The organism is Marinovum sedimenti (genome assembly GCF_054052205.1).
In genome coordinates, this window is the sequence record NZ_CM133223.1 from 2,181,941 (window position 1) to 2,195,185 (window position 13,245).

The following is a 13,245-nucleotide window of genomic DNA, read 5'->3' on the forward strand; positions in this document are numbered from 1 at the left end:
TGAGGCGCGCCCCCTGCTTCTTCTGTTTGAAAATACCGCGGGGGAGGCCCGCAGGGGCGGGGGCAGAGCCCCCATCCTTCAAGCTCTCAGAAATCCAAACCCAGATCGAGTGTTTGCGCCGAATGCGTCAGCGCCCCCGATGAAATGTAATTCACCCCGGTGGCCGCCACTTCCGCGATCCGCGCCAGCTTCATGTTCCCCGACGCCTCGATCACAATCCGCCCGTCGACCAACCCCACCGCCTCGCGCAGATCCGCCGTTGTCATATTGTCGAGCAGCACAACATCGGCCCCGCCTTCGTCGAGCACCTCGGCCAGTTGCGCCAGCGTATCCACCTCAATCTCGACCCGCACCATATGGCTGGCGTGGGCTTTGCAGGCTTGCAGCACCGGGCGCACACCGCCAGCGGCGGCAATGTGGTTGTCCTTGATCAGGATCGCATCGGACAGCGAATAGCGGTGGTTGAACCCGCCGCCATGCAGCACCGCCAGCTTCTCCACCACCCGCAGCCCCGGCGTGGTCTTGCGCGTGCAGGTGATGCGGGTCTCGGTGCCCTTGGTCTCGGCCACGAAACCGGCGGTCAGGCTGGCAATGCCCGACAGACGGCCCGCAAAGTTAAGCGCGACGCGCTCGCCCGATAGGATCGACCCGGCATCGCCGCTGATTTCCATCAGCAGATCACCGGGCGCGCAGGCGCTGCCGTCCGGCTTGTGCAGGGTCAGTTTCAACGCCGGATCGACCAGCCGAAACGCCAGCATCGCCACCTGCATTCCCGAGACAACCCCCGGCTCGCGCGCGTTGAGCCGCGCCATATAGTGTGTGCCCGGCGCGATGGTGGTGCGAGTGGTGATGTCGCCGTAGCTGCCGAGATCCTCAAGCAGCGCATTGCGCACCATCGGCTCTAGCACCAGATCGGGAACCCGTGCCAATCCGGCGTTAACCTCTGCGCTCATGCCGCAGTCTCCTTGCAAAGTGTCGCGCGCAGCTTCAGCGCCGCGTCCAATGTGATCCGGGTGCGCGCCGCCGCGCCCTCGACCGCCTCGGGGCAGTCGTCGCGGAAATGCGCCCCGCGGCTTTCTTCGCGCAGATAGGCGGCGGCGACAATCAGCGTCGCGGTGGCGGACATGTTGAGAAAGGCCTCGCTGTCGTTCGCGGCTTCAAGCGCGGCAATCGAAGTGAGCGCCCGGCGCAGCCCAGCGCCATTGCGCACCACGCCAACATCAGCGGTCATCACCCGGCGCAACTCTGCGACTGCGCTCTCATCGGTCGCTTGCGCGCCCGCTTTGAACTCTAGCGAAACCTCGGCCACGTCCCCTGTCTCCGAGCCCTGCGCAATGTCGAGCGCGGCGTTGCGGGCATAAACCAGTGCCTCGAGCAGCCCGTTCGAAGCCAGCCGGTTCGCGCCGTGCAGCCCGGTCGAGGAGGCCTCGCCACAGACCCACAGACCGCCAAGGCTCGTCCTGCCGTGAATATCCGCGTCGACCCCGCCCATGTGGTAATGCGCCGAGGCGGTGACCGGGATCGGCGCGGTGCCGGGGTCGATGCCATTGCGCGCGCAGGCGGCGGCGACGGAGGGAAACTGCACCTTGATCGCCGCGCCCAGCACCTCGCGGGTGTCGAGCATCGGGCGCAATCCGGCTTGGCTTTGGGCAAACACCGCGCGGGCCACAATATCGCGCGGGGCCAGCTCTGCGTCGGGGTGCACGGCGGTCATGAAACGCACGCCGTCGCGGTTGATCAGCACCGCGCCTTCGCCGCGCAACGCTTCGGTTGCCAGCGGTGTCGGGTCTTCGCCGACGTCGATGGCGGTGGGGTGGAATTGCACGAATTCGGGATCGGAAATCACCGCCCCGGCCCGCGCCGCCATGCCGATCACCTGGCCGCGAATGCGCTTGGGGTTGGTGGTCTTGGCGTACAGCCCGCCCGACCCGCCCCCGGCCAAAAGCACCGCTGGTGCGCGCACCAGCACCGGCGCAGAGCCCTCGGCTGTGGCCCGCACCAAACGCACGCCGGTCACGCGCCCCTCTTGCACCTCAAGCCCGGTCGCCAGCACACCTTCGAGCACTTGAACCGACACGGCCTCGCGCACCTGCGCCACCAGCGCCCGCATGATTTCCGCCCCGGCCTGATCGCCTTTGACCCTGACAACACGGGCAAAACTATGCGCCGCCTCGCGCGACATCACATAGCCGCCGCTTTCGGTACGATCGAATGGCGTGCCAAGCTCGGTCAGGTCAAGGATATGCGCGCGGGCCTCTTGCGCCACCTGTTCGGCCACCCCGGCATCGACGATCCCGGCCCCGGCGCGCACTGTATCAGCGGCATGCGCCTCGGCGCTGTCGTCGGGGTCCATCGCCGCCGCGACGCCGCCCTGCGCCCAGGCCGAACTGGCCCCCTCGCCCAAGGTCTCGGGCGAGATCATCAGAACAGGACGCGGCGCCAGTTTCAGCGCCGCGTAAAGTGCGCCCAGCCCGGCACCGATAATGACGACGCGGGCCGTGTCATAGGTGGTCACCCGGTTCAGATCCCCAGCTTGCGCGACAGATCGATCATCCGCTCAACCGCGAGCCGGGCGTTTTCCGCAATCGCGGGGTCAACCTCAACCGGGGTCTGCATGGTGTGCAGTGACCAAAGCACCTTTTCCAGCGTGATTTTCTTCATGTAGGGGCAGGCGTTGCACGGCTTGGTCAGGTCGATTTCGGGCAGCTCTTCGGCCACATTCGCGGCCATCGAACATTCGGTCACCAACAGCACCCGCTCGGGGCGGTTTTCGCGGACCCAATCGATCATCCCGGTGGTCGAGCCGGTGAAATCGGCCTCTTCCACCACTTCGGGTTTGCACTCGGGGTGGGCCACGATCTTGGTGCCGGGGTTGGCGGCGCGGTATTCACGCATTTCCTCGGCGGAATAGCGTTCGTGCACCACGCAGGAACCGGGCCAGTAAACCACGTTCTTTTTCGATTGCGCCGCAACGTTCTGGGCAAGGTATTGATCGGGCGTCATAATCACCGTGTCGCTGTCCATCGCATCGACGATCTGCAGCGCATTTGCCGAAGTGCAGCAAATGTCCGACGCCGCTTTGACCTCGGCTGTGGTGTTGACGTAGCTGACCACCGGCGCGCCGGGGTATTTCGCCCGCATCTCGGCAATGCCATCCGCAGTGATCGATTCGGCCAAGGAGCAGCCCGCGCCCATATCGGGGATCAGAACCGTCTTGGATGGATTGAGGATTTTCGAGGTCTCGGCCATGAAATGCACGCCGCATTGCACGATGACATCGGCCTCGACTTCCTTGGCCTTGATCGCAAGCGCAAGGCTGTCACCGACGAAATCGGCAATCCCGTGATAGATTTCCGGCGTCATGTAGTTATGCGCCAAAATGACCGCGTTTTTTTCCTTTTTCAACCGGTTGATGGCGGCGACATAGGGCGCAAACATGGCCCAGTCTGGAAAAGGGATCGCCCGTTTCATCAGGTCGTGAATGTCTGACATCTCTTCCGCCAGCTCGACGGAGGGGGAAAGATCGTAGTGCTCGGCCAGCGAGCTGCGCATTTCTACGTGGTCCAGCATGGGACGGTCCTTTGCCTTTCGCGGGCCAAAGGGGGCCCAACATTGAGGAAAGCCTTACTTACTCAGGGATTGACCTGAGGTCAAAAGCTTAACGCAGGGAATTTCGCTTGTGGGTTTAGGCGTATGGGTCCGCCTCTGGCGAATCGCGCCAAACTTGGGCGCTGGACGGTTTCCACCGGCCCAAAATCACCCCATCCACAGTGTCTCACCGCTTGCGGTATCAAACAGGTGCATCTCGTGGATTTGCGGCGCCATCGTCAGGACTTCACCGATCTTGGCCCCGATTTGCCCCGGCATGTGCAGCGTAAAGGACTGGCCGTTGGACAATGCGCCGTAAACATAGGCCTCGCCGCCAAGCTGTTCGAGGCTTTTGACGGTGACTTCAATCGGCCCGCCCGGCGCAGGGGTCAGGTGGTTGGGCCGTATGCCAAGCGTCACCTCCTGGCCGGGCCGTTGACGGAAACCGGCCTTGGGAAGCGGCACGGTTTCGCCGGTCTCAAGCTCGAAAATCTGGGCAGAGTTGGCCGAAATCCGGCCTTTGAGGAAGTTCATCTTGGGGCTGCCGATGAACCCGGCGACAAAGATGTTGTCGGGGCGGTTATAGAGGTCGAGCGGGCGGCCAAACTGCTCCAACTCCCCCGCGCGCAGCACCGCGATCTTGTCGGCCATTGTCATCGCCTCGACCTGATCGTGGGTGACATAGATCATGGTGTTTTCCAGCCGCCGGTGCAGTTGGGTGATCTCGCCGCGCATGTCGACGCGCAGCTCGGCATCAAGGTTGCTCAGCGGCTCGTCAAACAGGAAAACGCGCGGCTCGCGCACCACCGCACGGCCAATGGCAACGCGCTGGCGCTGCCCGCCCGAGAGGTCTTTGGGGCGGCGATCAAGCAGCGGTTCGATTTGCAGCATCCGCGACACCTCGTTGACCTTACTCTCGATCTCGGCGCGGGGCATGTTGATGTTTTCCAAGCCGAACGACATATTCTGGCGCACCGTCATATGCGGATACAGCGCGTAGGATTGGAACACCATCGCGAGCCCGCGATCCGCTGCGGGGATGTCATTCACCACTTCGCCACCGATGACGATGTCGCCGCCGCTGATCGGCTCGAGCCCGGAAATCATCCGCAGCAGGGTGGATTTGCCACAGCCCGACGGGCCGACGAATACGCAGAAATCGCCGTGCTGGATGTCGAGATCGATGCCCTTGATGACGTCAACCGCGCCGTAGGATTTCTTGACCTGTCTCAGTTCAATCCGAGCCATACTGGCCCTCCTTGGTCTTGGTGGCGCGCATCATTTGCCGCCTGTCGAGGCGATGCCCGTCGCGATATATTTCTGCAGGAACATGAAGACCGCCGCGATGGGCAGCAAGGTCAGCACGGTCATGGCCAGCAGGCTGGGCCAGTCGGTCTGAAGCTCGCCCTGAAACGAGTTCAGCGCCAGTTGCAGGGTGAAATTCTCGGTCCGGGTCAGCACGATCAGCGGCCAGAGGAAATCGTTCCAGCGCCACATGATCGCAAGGATCGCCAGCACCGCAATGGCGGGGGCCGACAGCGGCAGGATGATGCGCCAGAAAATCTTCCATTCGCTGGCCTTGTCCATCCGGGCAGCATCGAGGATCTCATCCGGGATGGTGATCATGTATTGCCTGAGCAGGAACACCCCGGTCGGCGTGGCCGCGCCCGGTATGATCACACCCCAAAGCGAGTTGAACATCCCGAGCTCGGTCACGATCAGGAACAGCGGCACCAGCACCACAGTCTGTGGGATCATCAGCGTGCCGATCACCATGAGCAAAACCGTGGTGCGGCCACGGAACTGATATTTCGACAGGGCAAAGGCGGCCATCGAATTGAACAGCAGCATCAGGATCGTGGCGGTTGCGGTGATGAAGGTGGAGTTCCAGAAAAACAGCAGGAAGTTGAAGCGCTCGAACAGTTGGGTGTAGTTCTCGGTCGCAAAGGCGATGCGCTCGATGGGCTCCAATTGGCCGGTGGTCAGGCGGATGCGTTCGGTTGGATTGGCCGGGTTCACCACCTCGGCCCGACCGGCGGCGCGCCTTGTCTGGCCAACAACCCGCCCGGCCAGCGCGCCATCCGTCACAGTGAAGGCCAAAAGCGGCTTATCAAAGCCATCAACCACCAGCGTTTCTTGGGTGTAGGGCAGGAACCGCGGCGGGAAACGGTCAAGCTCGTTCGGGGATTTGAAGCTCGACATCACCAGCCAGAGCACCGGGCCGAACATCAGCAGCACGCCGAAAATCAGATAGCCGTAAGACACCCAATCGGTCCAATGCAGGCGGCCCTTGCCGCGCGTGGCGGTGAGGAAGGACAAAGCTCTACCCATCGGCGTTCCCCTTGCTCACCCGGAGTTGCACCAGCGTCAGCACCACCAGAACCCCGGCGACCAAAAGCGACGCGGTGGCCGCAAGTCCAAAGAGCCGAGGCGCGCCAGCAAAACCGCGTTCATAGATGTATTGGATGATAAAGGTGGTCGCCGTGCCCGGCCCGCCGCCGGTAAAGGCATAAATCTCGTCAAAGGTCTGCACGCCTTTGATCAGCGCGAGGATCAGCACCACCAGCATCGTCGGCGACAACAGCGGCAAGGTGATCCGCCGGAACGTGCGCCACGCCGAGGCGCGGTCCATCAAAGCGGCGTCATACACATCGCGCGGGATCGCCTGCAGCCCGGCCAAAAGGATCAGCGTATAGAACCCCATATGCGCCCAGACCGAGATGAACACCGACCAGCCAAAGGCCCATTGCGCATCGACCAGCCAGTTATAGCCACCGATGCCGGTCCAATCGAGAAAGGCGTTCAGCACGCCTTCGCGTTGCAGCACCCATTTCCAGACCAGCGCCACGACGACAGGCGACAGCAACACCGGAAAGAAAAACACCGAGCGGAAAAAGCCGCGCGCCCGAATATCGCGGTTGAGGATCAGCGCGGTGAGCAGCGAAAAGCCGACCATCAGCCCGACCTGTAGAAACACAAACCAGACCGTGTTCCACACCGCGCGCCAGAATTTATCCTCGCGGCAGGAGTTGGGATCGAAATGATTGGCGCAGTCCAGCAGCGTGCCAAAGTTACGCGCGCCCACGTAGGGCCGATCCGACAGCAGCACATTATCGCTGCCGGTCAGGGCATAAAACACGTTGAGGATGACGGGCAGAAAGGCAAACAGCCCGAACAGCACGAGGTTCGGCAGCAAAAAGGCCCAAGCGAGCCGGTTGATCCCGACCTTACGTTGCAGCGCGAGCATCGGGATTTCGATGACCCGCATGATCGGCGTCACGATTTTCAGCATGGAACCTCCGCCATTGGAAAGCCCCTTCGCAGCCCTTGGCCGCGAAGGGGCAGGATCGTCAGGTCAAAGGCTTACTTGGCTTCCGCCATCGCCGCTTCGAGATCAGAGGCGGCGCGCGCCATTGCATCCTCGACCGAGAGTTCGCCGACAATGGCTTGGCTCAGACGCTCGACAGTGATGCCAAACATCGCGCGGTTGCCGGAATAGCCCTGATAGGCAAAGGCAATCGGCGAGACGTTGGGCAGATCGCCGGCAAAGCCGTTCAGAGCGGCCTGTGCCGCCGGGCTTGAGTTTTCAAACTCGACACCCGCAGAGGCCACACCAAGGTGCGCCGGCAGGTTGCGCGTGCGGGCGGTGGCTTCGGCATAGATCTCTTCCTGAGCGAGGAAGTCGATGATCTTGGCAACGATTTCAGGGTGTTCGGTCTGTTCAAACCCAACAACACCCGCGCCGCCCGGCATGCCGGAACAGGCACCCGCAGGGCCACAGGGCGAGCCGACGACCTTCCAATCAAAGAAATCGCCAACCTGTTCGTCCATCCGGCCAACTTGCCAAGAGCCAGAGTAGTAGAACACCACCTCGCCGTTGATGAACTCTTGCGCCGCATCGGCATAGGTCGCGCCGCCTTGGCTGGCCCAGACATCGCGCGCCATGGTGCCATCTTCGTTCCAGCCGACAAAGGCCTCGGCAAAGGCGTCAAAGCCCTCGAACGAGCCGTTACCCTCGGCATCGAAATACTTCGCGCCATAGGAAATCGCGGGGCCCGCCACACGGTGGCCCGACCGGTCCATCGCCATCGGGAAATCGGCGTCTGTCGCCTCGACAACCGCGCGGGTGGCGGTGGCCCAGTCATCCCAGGTTGCACCCGCGCCCGGCATTTCAACACCGGCTTGTTCAAACAGGGTGGCGTTCACAAACGGTCCGGTGATCGTCAGCTGCGAATGCATGCCGTAGTAACCTTGACGGTCGCCCTTGCGATACCAGTCGAGCGTGTCGCCAAACGAGGTGTCCCAATAGCCGGTGTCGACGTGCGGCGCGAGATCGAGGTAGTATTCATTCAGCCCGCCCAGATCGGTCACTTTGGCCATGTCCGGGCCAGTGCCCGCAGCAAGCTGCACCGGCAGGTTTTCGAGGATCGCCTGATAGGGCACCACATCGACGATGACGTTCACGCCGTCGTTTTCGGCCTCGAACCGGGTCAGCAGGTCGTCGTAAACCTCGCATTCATTGCCATCCGAATAGCACATGAACCGGATTTCCTGCGCCGTTGCCGCACTGGCCGCCATGCCAAGGCCCGCCACCAGGGCTGTCTTCAATATTTGTGTTGTTTTCATTGGTAAATCTCCTCCGTGTTGTCCTGTTGTTTTCTTTATTTATGGGGTGGTTATAGCGTCCATCCCTTGTAGAACTCTGATGTTTTCGCCAGCGGCAGCCGGATGCTTTGTCCGTTGCGCACCGAGGTATAGATCGCCGTCACAAGCTCTATGGAACGGCGGCCATCTGACAGAGTAACCGCATTGCCCCCCCGGTTGTCGAGCATATCCGCTACGGCATCCAGATAACCGGCAAATCCGGCGTGTGTTTCGGGAACCGTGGCCAGCACCGCATCGATCTGCTCCTGCGTCACCGGGGCCCGCGCGGTAAAGCGCCACTCGGCCTGGGCCGGGGTGTAGGGGGCCGTGCCGCTTTCGGCGGTGACCCCCTCGAAACAAAAGCGCAGCCGCGAGGTATCATCGCCCGCGCCAAGCGTGACCGAGGAGGTGGCCATTGCGCCGCTTTCCATGCGGAACGACAAGGCGGCGCAATCCTCGGTTTCGATCTCGTTTACACGGGTGCCAGCGAAGGCAAAGACCTGCGCAACCGGGCCAAGAACGTGGCACAGGATATCATGCGCGTGGATGGCATGGCCCAAAAGCGCGCCACCGGATTCCCCCGCCCACGTGCCGCGCCAGGGCACCGCATAATAGGCACCCTCGCGGTTCCAATGCGTCTCGCTGCTGGCGACAAAGGCCTTGCCCGCCAGCCCCGCCGCCTTAAGCGCCTCAATCTGCGCCATTGCCTTGCCGAAGCGGTATTGAAACACCGGAAACACCTGTTTTCCGCTTTCGGCGGCAGCGGCTTGCAACTGGTCCGCCTCGTCTAGCGAACGGACAATCGGCTTTTCACAGATCGCGTGCTTGCCCGCTTGCAGCACCCTCATCGCCACCGGGAAATGCAGATGCGGCGGTAGGCAAATATCAACGAGGTCGATCCGCGCGTCTGCCAGAACTGCATCGAGATCGCTGGTAATCTCGATCAGACTCTCGGCGCCCACGGCCTTTTGCGCGCGGTCTGTATCAAGATCGCAAAGCGTCACCACCTGCATCCGGTCGGGCAACGCACGGTAGCCTTGCAGATGTTCGGCCCCGATGCCCGCGCCAAGGATCGCAACCCGGATCACAGCGGTTTGCCCTCGGCCATCGCCTGCGCCTTAAGCGCCAATTCGCAGACCTTGAACACATGCGCCTGGGTCATCGCAGTTTCGCCACGGGTGCGGAAATCATCGATCAGCTTGGCAAAAAACGGCAGACCCGCGTCTGAGGCATCAATCTGCTCACACCGGGTGCCATTGACCAACAGCAGATGGTCGGTGCCCTCGCGCCCGACATCGACGTATTTCTTCAGCTCGATATAGCCCTCGGTGCCAAGGATGGTGAGCCGCCCGTCGCCCCATGTCGGCAGCGCGTCGGGGGTGTACCAATCGACGCGGATATAGCCGTGTCCTTGCGCGCTGCGCAGCGCGATCTCACCGAAATCCTGCAAACCGGGATCGTGCGGGTTGGCGTAATTGGCGGCGGTGGCCATGGTGATCTCGGCATCGTCAGAGCCGGTGAAGAACAGGAACTGATCAATCTGGTGGCTGGCGATATCGGTCAGAATGCCGCCATAGGCCGCGCGGTCAAAAAACCAATCGGGCCGGGTGGCGCGGTTAAGCCGGTGCGGCCCGATGCCAAGAGTTTGGATCACCCGGCCAATCGCGCCCTCGGCCACCAATTCGGCGGCGCGGGTGACGGCGGGCACTTCGAAACGTTCGGAAAAGTCGATCGACCAGATCTTGCCGGTCTTGGCCACCGTCGCCCGGATCGCCGCAAGCTGGTCCATCGTGGTGCACCCGGGCTTGTCGCTGAGCACATCCTTGCCCGCCTCCATCGCGCGAATGGCCCAATTGGCGCGGTCGCAGGGAATGCCCGACAGAAGGATAAAATCAATCGACGGGTCTGTCAGCAAGGCCTCGGCATTGGCCGCGCGCGGCACATCGGGGAACCGCTCCACAAAGCCGTCTTCGGTGTTGGGGTGGCCGTCGGTCCACCAGCCCGCAAACGCGGCACCGGCGTCGATCATATTGGCGGCCATGCCATAGATGTGCCGGTGGTCGATGCCGATGGCGGCAAAACGCAGGGGGGTGGTCACCTCGCGATCTCCTCGGTCCGGTCGCTGCGCGCCGAACGCAGTGTTGCATCTATCAGGGTCTGCGCGGCCAGAGCCGCATCGCCCGTCGCCACAGGATCACGGCCCTCGGCAATCGCGGCGGCGAAATCCTCGATGATGCCCTGGTGCCATGCGTGGGTGAAGGCCATCGGATCGCCCCCGCCACCGGTGCCCTCCGCCGCGCCCATCACCTCGGTGCGACCATCGCGCCAGTTGATGTGAAGCTCGCCCCGCGTCAGGCGCAGGCTGGCCTTGTCAAAATGCAACGAGATCGACTCGCCGGTGCCACCCGGAAAGCTCGCGGTGCTGGCCACCATCGAACCAACAGCGCCATTGGCAAAGGTCAGTCCGGCAGAGACGAAATCCTCGGTTTCCATCTGGTGAAACCGCGTGGTCGCGGCCATCGCGCGCACCGACGTCACCGGCCCGGTCAGCGACAGCGCAAGGTCGATGACATGGATCGCCTGCGAGATCAGAACGCCGCCGCCATCGCGGGCAAAGCTGCCGCGCCCGGGCTCGTCATAATAGCTTTGATCGCGCCACCACGGCACGTTGATTTCTACCAGCCCCAGTGCGCCCAATTCGCCCGAGGCAATCCGTTCGCGCGCCGCAATCGAGGCCGCGCGCATCCGATGTTGAAACACCACGCCAAGCGTCACACCCGCCGATTGGCAGATATCGATCACCTCGCGGGCCTCTTCGGCGGTGCGGCCTACGGGTTTTTCCAGCAGGATATGTTTGCCCGCCTCGGCCAAGGGCCGGATCAGCGCGGACCGCGCATCGGGTGGCGTCAGAATGATCGCAATATCAATAGCATCGTCGCGCACAACCGCCTCAAGATCGGTCGTCACTGCAACCGGATGGCCGGTCAGCTTTGCGGCCTCATCCGCCAATTTCTGCGCCGGGCCGGCGCTGCGCGAACAGATGGTTTTCAACCGCACCGCAGTGCCCGCCGCAATGGCGGCCACATGGGTGCGCGCCACCATGCCTGCGCCAATTAAGGCAACGTTCATCGGCTGTTGTTGGTCCATGACTGCCGCTCCCCCACTGCATCCTGCGCACCTTGCCGCCGGGAAGGACGTTCGTCAATTTCCTTATTCGCACGTCAGGCGGCGGGCTGCGGCAACGGCCCGTCAGTCGCACAATTCCCGCTGGAGAAAGCCAAGCACGGCGGCGCGCATGGCAGGGGTTTCGACATGCGCCGCCGCAGGCTCGGTGTGGATGGACAGCCGATCGCGCGCGCCCGCAGCGGTGTAAGCGGCCTCCAGATCCCGCCATCCGACGTCAAAGGCGGCTTGCGGCGTCGACCAATCCGCAAACCCCGCGCAGATCTGCAAGGCACGTGGCGCGGCCAGCCCTGCAATTTCGCCGCTGCGCGCCAGATCCAGAAGCCCCGGCACCATCATATAAATCCCGTGGCCATCATGCGCGCCCGCAGCCACCAGCGTTTCGAGATCAGCAAAGGAACACAGCGCCGCCGCCGCCCGAATGCGCGGGTCCAGCGCCGAAAGCCACCAGGCCAGCGTGCTGCCCATCGAAAACCCGAGCGCACCGATACGGTCCGGCAGGATCGCAGGATGCGCCGCAAGGAAGTCTACGCCCGCCTTTTGTTCCGCCAGCATCTGGCCGAAAAGCGTTTTGCCCTGCCAGAGCAGCGCCTTGGCGCGAGTGCTTTCATCCGGGTGCTGGCGGGCCCCGAAACACGGCATTTCAAGGCAAAGCGCAGCCACGCCGCGCCTGACCAAATCGGCGGCATAACGGCCACAAAGCGAGGGCCGCCCCAGTATAAGCTCGTCGCGGCCGAAATCATAACGATTGCCGTGCGCATGGGCATAGACCAGCGCAGGCACCGGCGCGTGGCCGTCTGGCGGGCGTAGGAAATAGGCGGGGATCGCTTCGCCTTCGGCACCGGTAAAACGCAGATCCTCAAGGAGCCAGCCGTTGCATTCGGACGTGCCAAGAATGTGATGCGTAGAGAAGGGTTTGCCCGGATAGTTCGACCCAAGCAGGGCGGTCACAGCGCGGCGCAACTCTGATTGATCACGGTCCATCGCCAGCGTCCTCGCATTGCGGTGTCACCCGATCATAGGATCAGAATGCGCCGCAGGAGGACACCCGAAATCGATCAACATGCCGCCAATGGGCGTTCAGTCGAAGAACTGCGGGTGGTTCTTGTGTACCTCTTCGATGGTCGCATCAAGACGTCTGAGGTGCTGCCGCGTCGCGGCGCGGGCCTTCTTTTTCGACCCGGCCTTCAGCGCATCGGCAATCGCGATATGATCGTTCAGAACGGCATGGGCCTCGGCCGCGTGACCCAGGCTCAACATGCACAGCCTATCTACGTTGCGCTTGCAGTTTTGCAGGGTTTCAAAGGCCAGCGGGCGGTCGCCCAGCTCACAGATCAGTCGGTGAAAATGGTAATCGAGCGCGTGGAACTCATCGGTATCACCGTCGGCCAGCACGGCTTTCTGCACGGCAATATTAACGCCAAGCGCCTCGGCCCGCGCATCATCCCAGACGTCGATGGCGCTTGAGATCACCTCAAGCTCGACCGCCTTGCGGATAAAGCGGGCGTTCTGAATCCGCTCGATCTCAAAGCCGCGAACTGTGGTCGCCCGTTGTGGCCGGATCATCAAAAGACCCATATTTCCCAAACGGTTAAAGGCATCACGCACCGGCTGCCGTGACACGCCCATACGCGCGGCAATCTCGACTTCAGACATCTTGGTGCCCGGCATCAACTTCAGATTCGCGATCTCTTCGAACAGCGTGTCAAACACGATATCCGTCGAGGTGCGTGGCGCTTGTATCTCGGTTATTTTGTTCATTTTTTCATCGCTTCCCACCGATCTTTTATCACTTTGCGTGACAAAAATAAACACGCCAAAAAGTTCCGT

12 protein-coding genes are annotated in these 13,245 nt (G+C 62.5%); all 12 read right to left on the bottom strand.

What is annotated here, in order from left to right:
• Positions 1 to 86 precede the first annotated feature (86 nt).
• Positions 87 to 953: a carboxylating nicotinate-nucleotide diphosphorylase gene (gene nadC, locus ACW9UO_RS10520; protein ID WP_457085769.1), complete on the bottom strand. Its 867-nt coding sequence runs from the start codon at positions 951 to 953 to the stop codon at positions 87 to 89.
• Entirely contained in the window at positions 950 to 2,515 is a 1,566-nt protein-coding gene (locus ACW9UO_RS10525) for an L-aspartate oxidase (protein ID WP_457085770.1), read from the bottom strand. Before ACW9UO_RS10525 ends, nadC begins: the two co-directional genes overlap by 4 nt.
• Positions 2,516 to 2,520: 5 nt before the next feature.
• Positions 2,521 to 3,570 carry a quinolinate synthase NadA gene (nadA, locus tag ACW9UO_RS10530; RefSeq protein WP_457085771.1) on the bottom strand — a complete coding sequence of 350 codons (1,050 nt, stop codon included), beginning with the start codon at positions 3,568 to 3,570 and terminating at the stop codon, positions 2,521 to 2,523.
• 186 nt (positions 3,571 to 3,756) lie between these two features.
• Positions 3,757 to 4,836, bottom strand: a complete 1,080-nt coding sequence (locus ACW9UO_RS10535) for an ABC transporter ATP-binding protein (RefSeq protein ID WP_457085772.1) — start codon at positions 4,834 to 4,836, stop codon at positions 3,757 to 3,759.
• Positions 4,837 to 4,866: 30 nt separating this feature from the next.
• Positions 4,867 to 5,919 carry a carbohydrate ABC transporter permease gene (locus ACW9UO_RS10540; protein ID WP_457085773.1) on the bottom strand — a complete coding sequence of 351 codons (1,053 nt, stop codon included), beginning with the start codon at positions 5,917 to 5,919 and terminating at the stop codon, positions 4,867 to 4,869.
• Positions 5,912 to 6,880, bottom strand: coding sequence for a carbohydrate ABC transporter permease (locus ACW9UO_RS10545; protein ID WP_457085774.1), 969 nt, complete (start codon positions 6,878 to 6,880; stop codon positions 5,912 to 5,914). The genes ACW9UO_RS10540 and ACW9UO_RS10545 overlap by 8 nt, the downstream gene beginning before the upstream one ends.
• A 71-nt stretch (positions 6,881 to 6,951) precedes the next feature.
• Positions 6,952 to 8,196 (bottom strand): ABC transporter substrate-binding protein, encoded by a 1,245-nt coding sequence (locus ACW9UO_RS10550; RefSeq protein WP_457085775.1) that lies wholly within the window; start codon positions 8,194 to 8,196, stop codon positions 6,952 to 6,954.
• Between the two features lie 68 nt (positions 8,197 to 8,264).
• A complete protein-coding gene (locus ACW9UO_RS10555) occupies positions 8,265 to 9,320 on the bottom strand; it encodes a Gfo/Idh/MocA family protein (RefSeq protein WP_457085776.1) in 1,056 nt (351 codons plus the stop codon).
• Positions 9,317 to 10,330: a Gfo/Idh/MocA family protein gene (locus ACW9UO_RS10560; RefSeq protein ID WP_457085777.1), complete on the bottom strand. Its 1,014-nt coding sequence runs from the start codon at positions 10,328 to 10,330 to the stop codon at positions 9,317 to 9,319. Before ACW9UO_RS10560 ends, ACW9UO_RS10555 begins: the two co-directional genes overlap by 4 nt.
• A complete protein-coding gene (locus ACW9UO_RS10565) occupies positions 10,327 to 11,379 on the bottom strand; it encodes a Gfo/Idh/MocA family protein (RefSeq protein ID WP_457085778.1) in 1,053 nt (350 codons plus the stop codon). The genes ACW9UO_RS10560 and ACW9UO_RS10565 overlap by 4 nt, the downstream gene beginning before the upstream one ends.
• A 102-nt stretch (positions 11,380 to 11,481) precedes the next feature.
• A complete protein-coding gene (locus tag ACW9UO_RS10570; protein ID WP_457085779.1) occupies positions 11,482 to 12,399 on the bottom strand; it encodes a dienelactone hydrolase family protein in 918 nt (305 codons plus the stop codon).
• A gap of 96 nt (positions 12,400 to 12,495) precedes the next feature.
• Positions 12,496 to 13,176, bottom strand: coding sequence for a GntR family transcriptional regulator (locus tag ACW9UO_RS10575; protein ID WP_457085780.1), 681 nt, complete (start codon positions 13,174 to 13,176; stop codon positions 12,496 to 12,498).
• Positions 13,177 to 13,245 lie beyond the last annotated feature (69 nt).